At 64.2% G+C, this 15,632-nt stretch carries 11 protein-coding genes; 2 read left to right on the top strand and 9 right to left on the bottom strand.

The window, feature by feature from the left end; all coding sequences use genetic code 11:
- Positions 1 to 96: 96 nt before the first annotated feature.
- Positions 97 to 1,362 carry a cation:proton antiporter gene (locus ACQCSX_RS01760; RefSeq protein ID WP_427017392.1) on the bottom strand — a complete coding sequence of 422 codons (1,266 nt, stop codon included), beginning with the start codon at positions 1,360 to 1,362 and terminating at the stop codon, positions 97 to 99.
- A gap of 155 nt (positions 1,363 to 1,517) precedes the next feature.
- Here ACQCSX_RS01760 and ACQCSX_RS01755 point away from each other — a divergent pair.
- Positions 1,518 to 2,361 (top strand): IS5 family transposase gene (locus ACQCSX_RS01755; protein WP_427018933.1). Its coding sequence is split into 2 segments (ribosomal slippage): positions 1,518 to 1,823 and positions 1,825 to 2,361, totalling 843 coding nucleotides; the frame shifts between segments, so codons are not numbered across the junction.
- 256 nt (positions 2,362 to 2,617) lie between these two features.
- Complete coding sequence (locus tag ACQCSX_RS01750; RefSeq protein WP_427017391.1) at positions 2,618 to 2,902, top strand: LapA family protein; 285 nt, start codon at positions 2,618 to 2,620, stop codon at positions 2,900 to 2,902.
- A gap of 89 nt (positions 2,903 to 2,991) precedes the next feature.
- Here the strand turns inward: ACQCSX_RS01750 and ACQCSX_RS01745 are convergent, their stop codons facing one another.
- From ACQCSX_RS01745 to ACQCSX_RS01710, 8 genes are all read right to left on the bottom strand, one after another.
- On the bottom strand, positions 2,992 to 3,174 hold the full coding sequence (locus tag ACQCSX_RS01745; RefSeq protein ID WP_427018945.1) for a universal stress protein: 183 nt from the start codon (positions 3,172 to 3,174) through the stop codon (positions 2,992 to 2,994).
- A 1,036-nt stretch (positions 3,175 to 4,210) separates the two neighbouring features.
- Positions 4,211 to 5,647, bottom strand: coding sequence for an IS66 family transposase (tnpC, locus tag ACQCSX_RS01740; protein WP_427017390.1), 1,437 nt, complete (start codon positions 5,645 to 5,647; stop codon positions 4,211 to 4,213).
- Between the two features lie 234 nt (positions 5,648 to 5,881).
- A complete protein-coding gene (locus ACQCSX_RS01735; protein WP_427017389.1) occupies positions 5,882 to 8,821 on the bottom strand; it encodes a glycoside hydrolase family 2 TIM barrel-domain containing protein in 2,940 nt (979 codons plus the stop codon).
- A gap of 155 nt (positions 8,822 to 8,976) precedes the next feature.
- Positions 8,977 to 10,515, bottom strand: coding sequence for a hypothetical protein (locus ACQCSX_RS01730; protein ID WP_427017388.1), 1,539 nt, complete (start codon positions 10,513 to 10,515; stop codon positions 8,977 to 8,979).
- Between the two features lie 112 nt (positions 10,516 to 10,627).
- Positions 10,628 to 11,368, bottom strand: coding sequence for a copper homeostasis protein CutC (locus tag ACQCSX_RS01725; RefSeq protein ID WP_427017387.1), 741 nt, complete (start codon positions 11,366 to 11,368; stop codon positions 10,628 to 10,630).
- Between the two features lie 8 nt (positions 11,369 to 11,376).
- The gene (locus ACQCSX_RS01720) at positions 11,377 to 12,888 is read right to left on the bottom strand and encodes a beta-N-acetylhexosaminidase (protein ID WP_427017386.1); all 1,512 of its coding nucleotides are present in this window, start codon (positions 12,886 to 12,888) and stop codon (positions 11,377 to 11,379) included.
- A gap of 56 nt (positions 12,889 to 12,944) precedes the next feature.
- The gene (locus tag ACQCSX_RS01715; RefSeq protein WP_427017385.1) at positions 12,945 to 13,766 is read right to left on the bottom strand and encodes an ATP-binding cassette domain-containing protein; all 822 of its coding nucleotides are present in this window, start codon (positions 13,764 to 13,766) and stop codon (positions 12,945 to 12,947) included.
- Positions 13,763 to 15,616, bottom strand: a complete 1,854-nt coding sequence (locus ACQCSX_RS01710; protein ID WP_427017384.1) for a dipeptide/oligopeptide/nickel ABC transporter permease/ATP-binding protein — start codon at positions 15,614 to 15,616, stop codon at positions 13,763 to 13,765. Before ACQCSX_RS01710 ends, ACQCSX_RS01715 begins: the two co-directional genes overlap by 4 nt.
- Positions 15,617 to 15,632: the final 16 nt, after the last annotated feature.

Raw genomic sequence — 15,632 nt, 5'->3', positions numbered from 1 at the left:
AGCCCGCTGTATGCCCGGCTCTCGATACACCTGTCCTTGAAATCCTTCGTTTTCCGGAGCTGATGAGAGGGGCTGCAGTTGGCACGAGGGCGGTGGCTAGTGCGTCGGGGGCGGACGGGCCTGAAATTGCCTGGCGATGACAACGTCGGTGGAGGAATGGGCCAGGATGGACAGCACAATGACCAGGGCTACGAGGTGATAGACCTCGTCGGAGCGTGACACGCCGGATTCGAGAACGAGGAGCCCGTAAACCACGGAGGCGAAGCCCTTGGGACCAAACCACATGGCCGCGAGTTGTTCCCTCAGGGGCAGCCGGGTGCCCAGGAAGGAAACAAGCAGCGCCAGGGGTCGGGCCGCGACGATGGCCAGCACGGCAAAAACCCATCCTGTCCAGGCAATCTCACCGAACAGGAATGTCGGGGTGATCAGCGCACCAAACACCAGAATGGCAGCGAGCTTCAGCAACTCGGACACCAACTCACCAAACTGTTCGAATTCCTCCCGGAAGCCAGGACCTGCGGTGGCAACCGTGATTCCTGCCGAGAACGCCGCCAGGAAGAGGTTTGCCCCCGTGACCAGACAGATGGCCAGCACGAGCAGCCCGATGGACACTGCGACCAGCGGTTGCAGGCCCTTGGTGGCTTTCAGGAACGGCAGCCGCTCCAGCCCAATGACGATCAGCGGAATGAGGACGCCGACAAGCAACCCAAGGCCGATCTCCTCGGCGAGCACACCTATGCCGGTGTCCGTCCCGCCGCCGATGGCCAGCAACACCAAAACGATGGGCAGGGCCAGTCCGTCATTGAGCCCTGACTCGACATTGAGAAGGTGGCGCAATCGTCCCGGGACTTCCTGACGCCCGACAATGGCGGCCGCGAAGACCGGATCGGTGGGCGCCAGCACTGCCCCCAGCAGGAAACACTGAAGCCATGGCAGTCCCACGATGTAACGGGCCAGCAGGGCCGTAATGAGGAGCGTCAGCGGGAGCCCGAACAGCAGCGCCCGGCCAGGCAAGCGCCAGGCGCTGCGAAGATCCGACAGCCCCACTTTCATGCCGTCGGTGAACAGCACGGAGAACAAGGCCAGCTGGGCCAGGACCCCGACGACAGGATCCACGGATTCGATGGGGATGACATCGAGCACGCCGCGGCCCAGGACGAAACCGCCCAGAAGAAACAACACGGCCGTGGAAAGCACCGTCCGGCTGGCGCGCTCGGAAATGAGAACCCCCAGCAGCAACAACACCGCAAAGGCGAACGTCAGGATCGGAACCATCGTCACTCCCCCACATTGACCCACGTCAATGACTAGGATATTCGCCGCGCCCGCGCATTCACCAGTTCCATTCCACGGGAGCCCCAATCTCCTGCCCGGCCCAGCTGGCGCAGCAATCTCCTCGACGTGGGGGACCTAGGGTGTGTCTCCTAATCAGTGGTTTTGCGGTTTGGCATGATTGATGGGTGCCTTCTCGCTATTCCGTGTTGTCCGATGCCCAGTGGGAGTCCATTGCCCCGTTGATGCCCGATTCGTCGGGGAAACCGGGCCGACCCTTCAACGACCACCGGCTGATGACCGAGGGCATCATCTACCGCTACCGGGCAGGGATCCCATGGCGTGATCTCCCTGCCTATTTCGGGTCGTGGAAGACCGTGTGGAAGCACCACCGCCGCAACGCCGCCAACGGGACCTGGGACAAGGTCCTGGCGGCGTTGCTGACCCGCGCGGACACGGCCGGGCTGATCAACTGGGAGGTCTCGATCGACTCCACGGTCAACCGTGCCCACCAGCACGGCACGAACCTGCCCCGCCACACAGGGGGACCTGTCGAATTACAGGAATCTGCTCGACGAGCCTGAGGACCATGCCATCGGCCGGTCCCGCGGCGGGCTGACCACCAAGATCCACGCCCTGGTGGATGGCAACATGCGTCCCCTGGTCCTGCTGCTGGGGCCGGGCCAGGGCGGGGACTCGCCGATGTTTGAGAACCTCATGGAGGCCCTGAAGGTAGAAAGGCCCGGTCCCGGCCGGGCCCGCACCCGCCCGGACCGGGCCATGGCCGACAAGGCCTATTCCTCCAAAGCAATCCGGGCGTACCTGCGCGGGCGGGGCATCGAGTGCGTTATCCCGGAAAAGGACGACCAGAAGGCCAACCGGAAACGCAAGGGCTCCGCCGGGGGACGCCCCGTCAGATACGACAGGGACGCCTACAAACGGCGCAATGTGGTCGAGCGCAGCTTCAACACCCTCAAGCAATGGCGGTCCCTGGCCACCCGCTACGACAAACTGGCCCTCACCTACCGCTCAGCGGCCGTCCTGCACGCCGTCGTCATCTGGAGCGCCGCATTGGGAGACACGCCCTAGCCCGTACCGGGACTTACGGGCACGGGACAGACACACGCTTCCGGGAGGAGTAGCCTGTGGAATATCCGTCCTGCACGGACGGCGTGTTCCAGTTAGGGGATGAACAAACATGGTCGCTGATCCAGCACCGAGTCCATCGACGGGCCCGCACCCCGGTTCCCGCCCGGCGGGTGAACCTTCACCGTCCCGACCGAAAAGCCCTCCCCGGAAACCGTCAAGGGACCTGCATGGCGCCGCGGAGGTGACCCGCACTGGGATGATCTGGGTGGCCGTCAGCGCGGGGCTGATTCTTCTGGTGTTGCTGATCATCTTCATCCTGCAGAACCAGGATCGCGTGATCGTGCACTATCTTGGCGCTGCCGGCGAGCTTTCCTTGGGCATGGCGCTGCTCATTGCAGCTGTCGCCGGCGGGATCCTGGTCGCGATCGCCGGGGCTGCACGGATCCTCCAGCTGAGAAACCAACGCCGCCATCTGCCCTCCCCATCGGCCCCTCCAGGACCCACGACGACCGACCGGCACGAACCAACGCCCGGGCCGTGAGCCCGCCGCTGGTCGTGCAGGCCAGTTGCCGGTGCCCGGCGCAATCACCTAGATAGGCGCATAGACGTTGTCTTGGTCTTCCCAGCATCCTAGTCAGAGCGATGGTTGCCCAGCTCCGCAGCTGGGCCCCGGTGGGCTACGCCCCAGGCGGTCTCGGACCGAACGACCAGGACAGGACTACGTGCGTGGTGGATGATCTGGGTGGAAACCGAGTCCCGGCGCAGACCGGGGAATCCGCCGTGCCCGCGGGAGCCAACGACGATGACAGCCACAGGCGTGAATCGCACCGACCGTGCCTCCCATGGCGTAAACGATAAGGCTGCACGGCTGTCGGAAAAGCCATCTAGCCCGCAGTACCGACGCACGGTGTCCAAATCCCCGCAGTAGAACCCAGACTCGGTCGCGAACGTGTCCGTTCAGCGTTCGCTATCGACGCACGGATCGGCGATACAGACCGCCCAAGCCGTCCCCGAGCAAGGTGGGCAAGTTCAGCCGGAAGGTCACCGGCCGATGGTGAACTTGTCCATGATGGTGGGCTGGGCCGCTTCATCGGCACTCCTTCATGGTCGGCCGGCCATGAAGGAGCCACTGGTACGTGTCCGCCGCTCCTACCACCGACGAGAAGGCCTCCCGGATTTTGCCTCCACACCTGGCACCGACCAGCCTGGCCACCCTGCCGGCGCCGATGGCAAGCCAGCAGACGGCCGTATGGCATCCGATGAAATACATGGAGCCATCGCCTTCAAAATGCGGATAGATGGCCACTGCGACCAGCCCTGCGTCAGGCTGGAACGGTACCAACGGCTCATAGCAAGTCCGCTTGATCGCGTGGGGCGAGAACCAGGAATCCACTTACCATGTCCAGTCCAGCTTTGAGCGCCGTACGCGAAGATGGTTCCATGAGCCGTCCCGGACCGCGGGCCGGTGGGCCCAGGCCCCGCCGGTCGTTCACCCCGGTCCAGAAGCTTGAGATTTTGACCTCGTACGATACCGCGTGCCAGGGCCATGGGGGTGGTCTTCCTGCGTCGGGAGGGACTCTAATCCTCACAGATGACCGAGTGGCACCGGCAGCGTGACGCCGGGGTCCTAGGAAACTGCTGAACAAATTGGGGGTGGTTTAAGGCGCGCCTGCTGGACTTGCGGGGCTGGTCGTTAAGACTGGTGGGATGCAAGGAATTGAGGACGCCCAGCGCGGATTTTTGGATGTGGAGGCACTGGCCGGGGAGCTGTTGGCCCGGGCAGTGCCTCCGCGTTTTTGGCTAAACACCGGAACCGGTTGTTCCCGGATTCGATGATGGAGGTAACTGTTCAGGGGGTGGCGGGGATCCAGGGGTTCCCGCCGAAGAGGTCCCTGAGGGCACCACCGGCGTTTTTGCCCTGTTTCCGTGCGGTTCCGACGTAGGAGCGCACGGCCAGAAACGCTTCGGCGCCCTCCCATGACCGCCAGGATCCGGAGACCTTCTGCTGCAGCTTGACCATCCGGACGTCACGCTCCGCGTGGTTGTTATCGAAGCTGACGGTGAAGTCGTGGGCGAAGCGCAGGACATCGTCCTCGTAGGTGTCCAGGCGTTTGAGCAGGGAACGCACCGGGCCCATCGCGGGCCGGCCGCGCTTCCCGGTCGGTGGCGGGAGCGGATTCAGTCCCACCCCGCGGGCAATCAGGCGCCGGTACCGGCGCCGGTATCCGCGCAGCACCCACTTGTTCAGGCTGGTCTTGCCTGCCGCTTTGGCCCCGTCCACGGCCACGAGCATCTCCACCAACAAATCGGCCATCCGCAGCGGCCAGTCCTGCCCGCCGGCCTCGGCGATCCCGGCCAGTTCCCGGAGGTGGTGCGCGTTGCACAACCCATGCCGGACCGGGTAGCGGCGGTAGGCCGGAAGCCCGGCGTGCACCGCCACCCCGTTGAAGCCGTGCCCCAGGATCCCGCCGGCTTCAATGGACCCGCCGCTGCGTGCCGGGGCCAGATGCAAGAGCGTCACCGCCCCGGTGGAGGCCACATGCACCCAGGCCAGCTTCCCCTGAACCCGGGCCCCGGTCTCATCAAAGTGCGCCACCCCTGCGTGGCGCACCCGGGCCCTGGCCGCTTCCAGGAACGGTTCGAGCAGCTTCTTCGCCCGCGGTTGCAGGGAGGCCAGCCACCCGGTGGAGACCGGGGCACCGAAGGCGTCGGCCATCAGCTCGGCGGTGCGGGCCACCGGCAGGTGGTGCCGGCCCATCAGATAGGCGCCCAGCCCCTGGATCCTTGGCCCGTAGCAGGTGGTGGCGGTGGCCTCGGCCGGGAAGGGCGCTTCGCACTGGTGCCCGCAGGAGCATTGGCGGGTGCGTGCCCGGTGCTCGGTGATGTGCAGCCGGATCGCGGGCAGGTCGAAGACCTGCCGGAACCGCTCTCCGGTCACCGGTCCCTGGGAAACATCCAGCCCGCAGCGCCCGCAGCGGTCCGGTTCGTGGATCGGCACCACATCGGGGGTATCGACCGGTTCCGGGCGCATCCCCGGATCCCCGGACTGCTTGCCCGGGGAACGGCCCGAGGGCCGGCGCAGGGACCGTGGCGGCGGTTTGGTGAACGCGTCGGTGCTCGGTGGTTTGGAGGAGTTCTGCGAGTTCTTTTTCAGGCGGCCGTCGAGGGTGGCGACCGTCGAGCGCAGGGAGCCGACCCCGGTTTTCAGGGCCGTGATCAGCGCGTCGGATTCTTCCAGCCGGGCCAGCAACGACCCGACCGTGGGAACAGCGGATGAATCGGACATGTGAACCAGCCAACCCGGGAAGGTGCCTACCTGCCTGCGAACCTCTTCAGAATCCACCCGGCGGACGCCTAAACCGCGTCAACACGCCACACGCCCCCTGAATAGTTACGCCGGCTTGGTTATTTCCCTGTGCACTCCACGGGATCTGGCCGTCGCGGCAAAGTGGAGTTTGGGCAATTGCCGTTGGTGTGCGGTTGCAGCCACTGCATCGGCCGCCAGCCGCACCACCGTGGCTTATGAAAGAACCACCGCGAAATCGCAAGCGGCGGGCGCCAGCTGGTAGGCCGACAGTATGCCGGGGCCGCATGACGCAGTGCCAACACCCAGCACGGCCGCATCCAAAGTAAGGTGGATCTTTCCGTCCGGCAGGAGGTCCGGCGTGTGTTTTGCCGCCGCCAAGGCCTGCTGCGACCAGGGACGGGCTGCAAAGGCCATGTCCGCGCCACGGAACGTCAAGGACTCCCCTGTAGACGCCAGGCACAGCTCGAAAACCCCGGCCCGCGAACCGTTTTCCTGCGGGCGCACATAGGGCACCTGCAGTTCGTCAATCGAGGCAGCAAACCAGCCCAGCCGCTGGGCCATGCCCGTGTCGGGGTACCTTTGGCCTGGACCGAATCCTGACCATGACACCTGTGACAATGCTCCTGGAAGCTCAAAGTCAAAACCGATCCGCGGCCAGTTCCGGCCCCATCCCGGACCGGGCTCCACGTGTGCGTCCAGCGCCAACTGATCGCCGTCGCTCGTCCACCTGCACGTCAGATCCACAGACTGCCTGCCCCCCGGGACCCCGTAGCGCACGCGCACCACCATGGTGCCGCCGTCGTCCGTCATGGACCGCAACCGCCCTTCCAACAAGGGCAGGCCGAAGGCCTTCCATGTGTCGGCATCGCGAGGATTGCCGGGCAGGGTGCGCTCCTTGCCGTTGTCGTTGTCGGTTGCTGCACGCCACAAGTTCAAACGTGGGCCCTCGACGGACAGCCCCTTGAATTCACACAATTCACCGGTTGCCAGGCTGAACTTGGCGGGTCCCAAACTCAGCACGCCGTCCTGCACAGCCGCCATTGAAACTGCCGCCACTTTGGGGACCGGCGCTTCCACCGAGCCCTGCTGGACCCAGGCAATTTCGTGTCCTGCCGGCGCCCACGGCGCGTCCGCGGCGAGAACGGCACTGATGGTCAGCACCCGCTGGTCCCCCCGCGCCCCGGCAATTTCCTGCGGGAGCACGACGGCGGACAATCCACCTGCGGCTGTGGCCGGGATGTCCAGCATGCCCTCCAGAAGCCGCCCGCCCCGTGCCTCAATGCGCCAGTCGAAGGCAAGGTGGGCGGTGCTGAGGAAGTCGTACTTGTTGTGGATTTCAAGGGTTTGCCAGTCCTCGGAAACAGCCATGGCGACCGGTTCAATGACCTTCTTGAAGTCGAGCAGGCCGGGACGCGGCTCCAAGTCCGCCGAGACAAGGCCATCGATGACGAAGTTGCCGTCGTGGACCTTTTCGCCGAAGTCGCCGCCGTAGGCAAAGTACGCCTCTCCGTCCGGTGTGTACTGCCGGATGCCATGCTCAATCCATTCCCACACGAAGCCGCCCTGCAGTCGCGGGTACTTCTCAAAGAGGTCCTGGTATTCCTGCAGGCCCCCGGGCCCGTTGCCCATGGCATGAACGTATTCGCACAGGATGAAGGGCAGATTCCGCCGGTGCTCATCCTGGACCTCGTCTGGCAGGGGCTCTTCCTCCTGCCGGCCAATCAGCTCCACCTCTGAAGGTGCGGCATACATGCGTGAATAGACGTCCACATACGGGCACGCCCAATCGCCCTCATAGTGGACAAGCCGATCCGGGTCGCGCTGCTTGGTCCACCGCGCCATGGCTTCCAGGTTGGAGCCCGTTCCCGACTCGTTGCCCAGGGACCACATGAGAATGCTGGGGTGGTTCTTGTCCCGCTCCACGAGGCGCGACATGCGGTCAAGCAGGGCTTCCCTGTACTGCGGCTCGGCGCTGGGGTTGCCTTCCCAATTGGTGCCTTCAAAACCGTGCGTCTCGTAGTCGCACTCGTCAATGACATAGAAGCCCAGCTCATCGGCCAAGTCCAACAGGGCAGGGTGCGGGGCATAGTGGGCCGTGCGGATGGCGTTGATGTTGTGGGCCTTCATCAGATGCAATTCACGCACCAACTGATCATGTGGCACGGCACGGCCCAGATCCGGGCTGTGTTCATGACGGTTCACCCCTCGGAACAGAACGGGAACCCCGTTGACCTTGATCTGGGCGTCCTCCACTGTGATGGACCTGAAACCAACATTGAACCTCAAGGTTTGCACTGCTGTTGCGATGGTCAGCTCGTAGAGCACGGGCACCTCGGCATTCCAGGGCCCCACGGGGCCCAGGTCCATGGCCGCCAGGGATCCGTCGACCAGGTCTTCAGCGAAGCCCAGGGCGCTGATCTCGGCCCGGGCACCGGGAACCGGCGGGTCGAGTTCTACACGCAGAGTGCCAGTCTCGGCAGCCGTGAAGCCGGTTTGAATAAAGACATCCCGAATGGCGCCGGCCGGGCTCGCCAGCAAGGTGACATCGCGGAAGATTCCAGGCAGCCACCATGCATCCTGGTCTTCCAGGTAGCTGGCGGCGGAGAACTGCGCCACTCTGACCACCAGGACGTTGCCCCGGGCGCGAAGCACCCCGGTGACGTCAAATTCCTGGGGAAGCTTGGCTCCACGGGTGATGCCCATCAGGGTTCCATTGAGCCACACGGTGCCGGCGGAATCGATGCCATCAAAGCACAGCACGGCGCCAGCGAGGAAGTCCGTCGAAGCATCAAAGACCAGACGGTGGTCACCAATGGGGTTCTCGGTGGGCACGAAGGGCGGTTCCAACGGGAAGGGGAACGTCACGTTGGTGTATGCCGGCAGGCCGTGTCCATGGAAGTTCCAGCTTGAGGGGACGGGCAGCAAGTCCCACTCGGTGTCGTCGAACACCTCCGTTTCGACACCGTCCGGTGCCTGTGCCAGGGAATCGGCCAGGTGGAACCGCCACAGGCCGTTCAGGGACTGTTCGGGCAGTCCTGAGTCAAAACGAGCGCGAGGAGCCAGCGTGCCGGTGCTCGGACCGGCGTTGGTCAGCTCAACCACCCTTTCGTCGTCGCCGGCGGCGAGATTGGCAGGTGGATGCAATGCATTCATATGTTCTAGTCCTCATGGTGTCCGGGGTGCGTCTGGCTGGACGATGGCTGGCCGGGCCAATCATGGTGGCCACCCTTCCAGGGGCAGCCAGTTTTCCCTCTCCACGGCTGCCGGTCTGGCTGACGGAACCATACTGCTCCGTCAGCCAGGCGTTTTCAGCAACTGGTGGTTTCGCTTGCACCGATGGTGGGTGGGGTTGAAAGGGGTGTTCCGAAGTAGTCGCGGCCGCCGTTCCCTGAAATCGTTGCTCCCGCCGATTTCGCCGGGGAGGATGGCTGGAGGTGGTAGCCGCTGGCCGTGTCCAGACTGGTCGCTTTGCCCGGGTTGCACATCAGCGGGTTGGAGGTCGTGCCGCCGGGGTTGGCGGGGCTGTTGGTGATCCAGGATGACATCGTGTTGTTTTGGAACGTGTACCCGGTGTCCGCCGCGAGCTTGAACGAGGCAGACCCTGCGCCGCCCTTGTAGATGATGTTGTTCCACATTTTGACTTCCCGGCTCACGTTGACGTTTTCGTTGACAACAACCTGGCTGACTCCGTCCCCGATGTAGATGGTGTTGTTGTGCACTTGGGCGCCTGTTACCTGCCCGTTGCAATTTTCGAAACCGCGGTACTGGTCATTCTTGCTGATGTTGTACCGGACGATTGTGCCACTGTTGAGGTTGCTGCCGTAGGGGCAGAAGAGGAAGAATCCGCCTTGGTTGTCGTGGCTGAAGTTATACTGGAAAGTTACGTTGACGTTGCCGCCGTCGCTGTCATAGGCTATGCCGTCCAGATGGCCGACGCCGCCCAATACGTCGGTGAACTGGGCCAGGAAACCATAGCTATTGAAACTCCACAAGCCCGCGTTGTAGGCCGCGGAGCGAACGTTGAAGCCCATAATCACGTTTCTTTCAGCTCTGGCGTTTTGGGTAGTGTTCAGGACGATACCGTCTCCACCAATATTCGTCAGGGTGTTGCCGGTGACGCTGACCGCTGTTGCCGACAGCCAGTTCACCGTGCCCGTGCAGGCTATTTCAACGCGGCAGGTCCATGTGCTGAGCTGCATCACCACGGCCTGCCGGTCGATGTTCGCGGGCTGATTGTTGGCGATCGTGATGTCGTTGTATGTGGTCGGGGTGGTTTGCCCGGTGACCCGGAACGCAATGCCCTGCGACCCGGTGGGCCCCTTGGTGTCGTCGCCCCACACGTCGTGCATGTAGATGTTCTGAATCGTGTAGCCGTTGCCGGTGCCGAAATTTTGAAGTTCGACGTCGATGCCGCGGCGGTTTGTTCCGGGATTGGCGGCATTGACGATCTCAAGGTCCTGAAGTGTCACATACTGTTCGTTGAAGAGATGCACAACCGCCGATGCCCCGTTCCCATCCAGGACCGCCCTGCCTGTGGCTGTGCCGTAGGCACCGATGGTGAACCTTGCAGTGGTGCTTCCGGACCCGGACGGACTGAGGGTTCCAACGCAGGTGGTGCCCTTCTTGAACAACAGGCTGTCACCGGGGCCAAAGGTGAAACCGTTGACTTGCTCCAAGGAGTTCCATGGTGTGGTCTGCGTGCCATCGCCGACGGTCGGGGAGGAACAGTCGACATAGTACGCTTGCGGACTGCCCGGGGCAGCCGCAGCTGCACCCAACCCGGTGAACTGAGCGGCTGTCAACGCTGCGGCGAGAAGCAGACCGGATCCACGCAATGTTTTGTGCATCAGGATCTCCTGGTTTCATTTGCGGAGGACTTAAAAAGATGTTCCAACCCCACCCACGTTGTCGTGGGATGGATGAGGCCCTCCACCAACGGTTGAAAGGTTGTTCGGGAAGTCAGCGGCAGGCAGCCCTGGCCGCAGTGACGATGGCCCGGTCCGTTGCCATATAGGCCGTCGGATCACCGCCGTCCGCGGAGCCCAACGAAATCGTTCCCTGCCGCAGGGTCGAGACGATCCTCTTGGCCGACAGGTGCACCGCGTCGACGCCGCAGTGGCGCATGAAGGGGATGTCTTCCAAGGTGAGGCCTCCTCCCGCCATGATCTCTAGCCCACCCGCGGCCCGGCCGGACATGCGCTGGAGCGTCCCCATCCCCTGTCCGGCAGTTGCCGCATGGCCTGAGCTGAGCACGCGGTCAAAGCCCAACTCCAACAACGTGTCGATGGCCGCCAATGCATCCGGGGTCTGGTCAATGGCGCGGTGGAACGTCAACTCCGTCAGCGGGTTGGCTTCCTTCGCCGCTTCTGCCATGCGCCGGGTTGTCTCGGCGTCCACGTGTCCGCTGTTCGTTAGTGCCCCAAGGACGATGCCGCTGGCGCCTTGTGCCACCAGGTGGCGCGCTTCCCGCACCATGGTGTCCAGCTCGGACGGCGTGTAGGTGAAATTCCCGGGGCGGCAGCGGATGAGCGCGTGGATTTCCAGGCGGTCGCCGACAGCGTCGCAGGCTGCGTCCATGAGTCCCTGCGTCGGGGTGATGCCGCCGATTTCCAGACTGGTGCAGAGTTCAACCCTGTCGGCGCCTTCAGCGGCCGCGATGCCGGCACCCTCGGCTCCAACGACCGCGATTTCAAGCTTCATCCGCCGCGTCACCGCAGGAAGGTGCGTCCGGGCCAGCCAGCCAGCGCTCCGGCACGCTCCATGAAGGTCTCGTAGTCCAGGCCATACCGGGAGCCGGTCCACATCTTCTGGGCCAGCAGGCCAAAGGTTGGCTCCACCATGCGGTGGATGGTGTGTTCGTCGTAGTCCCTCAGCACCAGGTCGTTCCACAGGGCGGAAACCGCACCAAGAAGCTGCGGATGTTGGGGTTGAAGTGCATCGTCTGGTCCGAACACGTGGGGTTCCCAGCCCTCGAATAATGCGCGGCCATCCAGATGTTCTCCATGGTAGTAGTCGGCGAACGGCACAATGTAGAGGAGGTTGTCGTTGGTGTTGATCACCCGGTAGCCGTCGCCGACCGCAGCCTGGGGGCCATACCAGTCGTTGTTCCAGGAACATATGACCACATCGCGGCTGTATCCGGCCTCTGTGGCCGGGCCCGCCCCGGCTGACATCGTCGTCAGGCTCCCCCACGCCATGGGGTCCTTGCCCAGGCTGCGCAGATGGGAGCTGATCTCGTTGAAGAAGAGCCGATAGCTTTCTGCATGGTTCTTTTCATACTCGTCGGCCCCGAAGTGGACGCTCGTTCCTTGGAACCAAGGGGTGAATTCGTCAAAGACGGCCTTGATGAGGGCGGTCGCTGCCGGTTTGGACAGATCTAGCATGTCCGAGCCCCCTCCGTCCAAGCCCAGGTCGGGCTTCCAGCGGATGAAGGAGCGGGCATGGGCGGGGGCATCGATCTCCGGCACCAGGCTGACGTGGTGGCGGGCGGCGAGGTCTTCGAAAGAGTCCCAATCCGCGCGCGTGTAGGCGCCGTCGGTCGCGGCCAGGCCGGCGAATTTCGGGTTGTCCGTGGAGAGCCTGAAGGCCTGCTGGGCCACGTTCCAGCTGCGTTTTGAATCCTTGACAATTTCGTTGTCGTTGAGATGGATGATGAACGTGTTCAGTTTGAACCAGCTCATGAAGCGGATGTAGTCGCGGATGAACGATGGTTCCGCGAAGCGGCGCCCGACGTCGAGCATGAAGCCGCGTACGGGGTAGTCGGGCCAGTCGACGACGGTGCCGCTCGGCAGCGCGTGAGACCGCAGCAGCAGTTGCAGCAGCGACCGGGTCCCCCAGTATATGCCGGTCGTGGTTCTGGCGCGGATCTCGATGGTTTCACCGATGCAGAGCATGTAGCCTTCGGCATCGGCTGTGCCATTGTCAGTCCCAAAGGCCATGGCCTCGTCCAGGACCAGGGTGATGTCGCCGGCAGCTACCGACAAAGCTCCCGTGTCCGTGCTGGAGGAAGCGGCTCCGGCCACACCGGACACTTCGGCGATCTCCGCCAGAAGGTCGCTGGCGGTTTGGGCGAGTTCCGGGCTCGAGTAGTGGAGGTGGAATCCTCCCCCCAGAGCAAACGTCCCCACAGCGGGTGCCCACCGTTGCGGTGCCGGGATGATGCCGAGGCTGCCGGGGGCGGTTTGGTCCTCGGGGCGGGTCGATGGGTGTGTCAGCGTCATGGGTTCCTTGCCCTGGGTGTGGAATCGGCGGTAGCCGCGGGAATTGCGTGGGCCGCTCAGAGGGCCGCGAGGCGTTCCTGGCGGCGTTGGCGTTGGCGGATCGGATCCGCCACGGGAGAGGCCATCAACAACCGTCGCGTGTAGGGGCTCTGCGGGTTCTCGGTCACCGCGGCGGCGTCACCGAATTCCAGCACCTCCCCGTGGTATAGGACCGCGATCCGGTGGCTGATGTGGCGGACCACGGCCAGATCATGGGAAATGAACAGGTAGGCGACCTCTGTGGCTTCCTGGATTTCCAAGAACAGGTCCAACACTCTGGCCTGGGTGGACAAGTCCAACGCCGACACCGGTTCGTCACAGACGATCAACCGTGGTTCCAAGGCCAGGGCACGTGCAATCGCCACGCGCTGGCGCTGCCCTCCGGAGAACTCCCGCGGCAGGCGGCCGGCGGCATCGGAAGGCAGCTGGACCCGGTCCAGCAGCCGTGCAATCCTGCCCCGGGCGGCGCTCTTATCCAGGCCTTGGACAATGAGCGGCTCTGCAAGGATGTCCTCAATGGTCATGGCCGGATTAAGCGAGGTGTAGGGATCTTGAAAAACGACCTGGATGTCCTTGCTCAAGGGCCGCCGCGCCCGGGTGCCAAGGGCGGAGATGTCCTGCCCATCGAAGGTGATGCTCCCCGATGTCACCGGCGCAAGCCCCAGGACGGCACGGCCAATGGTGGTCTTTCCCGATCCGGATTCGCCCACCAGCCCAACAGTCTCTCCGGGCTTCACATCCAGGCTCACGCCCCTCAGGGCACGGAAGGGCGGTTTGCGCCAGCCCTTCGTCGGGAACTCTGTCACCAGGTTGGTGATCTCAAGCAGTGGTCCGCTCATCGTTTCATCTCCTCAAGGGCAGGCAGGTCGGTGGGCAGTAGACGCGTCCGGGGTGTCTTGTCTTCGAGTCCGGAGCCCAGAAGCATCCGGGTATACGGGTGCTGCGCATCCCTGAAGAGAGGTTCGACGGCGTCCTGTTCGACAATCTTGCCCAGCTGCATCACCGCGACGCGGTCGCAGAGGTCCGCCACGACGCCGAAGTTGTGGGTCACCAGAATGACCGCCATACCGGTTTCCTGCTGGAGCTCGCGCAGAAGGTCAAGCACTTCAGCCTGGACTGTGACATCCAAGGCCGTGGTGGGCTCGTCGGCAATCAGCACGGCGGGGTCGCAGGAGACCGCACCGGCAATGAGGACGCGTTGTGCCATTCCACCGGAAATTTGGTGGGGATAGGAGTTGAAGGTGCGTTCGGGATCGGCGATGCCCACCCGCGCCAACATGGACAATGCCTTGGCCCGAGCCTCGTTCCTGCCCAGTCCAAGCTGGCGCCGGAGGGGTTCCACCAGCTGGTAGCCGATCTTGAACGACGGGTCCAGATTGGACATCGGTTCCTGGGGAATGTAGGCGATTCCCTTCCCGAGCATCGCCCGGCGATCCCGAGCCGACAGCAAACCCACGTCCTGGCCGGATACAGTGATGCTTCCCCCCACGACCCGGCCACCCCTGGGCAGCAGGCCCAGACAGGCCCAGGCCGTCTGTGTCTTTCCGGAGCCGGACTCGCCCACCAGGCCAAGGATTTCTCCCCGCCGGACACCGAACGTCACCCCCTTGACGACCAGCTTGTGGCCGCCGCCGTCCGGGTAGCCGACGTTCAGATTCCGAACCGCCAACACGGCCTCGTCGGGAACGTGGTCACAGCCGGGGACCCCGGAAACCGCAGTTCCTGCGCCGGCACGGGTGTCGCCGTCGGACGCGCCGATGTGTGCCTCGGCCCCTGCGACCCGGGTGCCGGCCTCCCCAACGGGGGCGGTTTTGCTTCGGCGGGGCGGGCGGCGCCGCGACGTCCGGCGGTCTTCGAGGGCATCGCGCAGCCCGTTCCCGAAGAGGATCAGCGCCGCGTTGACAACCCCCAAGGCCAGGCCCGGCCACAACATCAGCCCGGGCGCGATGTAGAGGTTGACCAATGCTTCGTTGAGCATGTTTCCCCACGTGGGAACAGTGGCGTCGCCCAGCCCCAGGAAGTCCAGCCCGGACTGCACCCCGATAACGACGACGCCGGACAGGGCAGCGAAGATGATGATCGGGGCGCGGATGGCAATGAGGACATGCCTGCCCAAAATCCGTGGCAGCGAAAGCCCTGACACGCGTGCAGCGTCCACATAGAGCTCATTGCGGACTCCGCTGACAATGCCCCGCACCAGACGGTGGAATCCGGGGGCCATCAGGACGCCGAAGACGCTCATGCTCAACCAGATGTTGCTCCCCCAGACCGCACGCACGGCCAACAGCACCATGATGTGGGGCACTGCGATCACCAGGTTGGTGTACCAGTCCAGGCCCGTGTCGACCTTTCCACCGTGGTACCCGGCAATGAGCCCGGTGGTGACGCCAAGGGCGCTCGCGACGGCAAGGGCCAGGGCGGCGCCGCCCAAGGTGTTCCGTCCGCCGAAGAGGATCCGGGCAAAGACATCCCGGCCCGAGCTGTCCGTCCCCAGCCAGTGTTCGGGGCCAGGGCCCAGGAGTGCCTGGCCGATGTCCCCCGTATTTGGGTCGAAGGGGGTCAACAAGGGTGCCGCCACCACAACCAGGACGAGTACCAGCAGCGTCACCAGCGACACAATGGCCATCGGGGTTCTGCAGATGCGCGCGAATAGGCTCTGGCCCATGGCCACTCTGTTCGAGGCTGTCATGGCCGGTGTATCTGTA

Origin of the sequence: Pseudarthrobacter sp. P1 (genome assembly GCF_050156935.1) — a bacterium.
Classification (GTDB): domain Bacteria; phylum Actinomycetota; class Actinomycetes; order Actinomycetales; family Micrococcaceae; genus Specibacter.
This window is presented reverse-complemented; position numbering and strand designations above follow the sequence as displayed.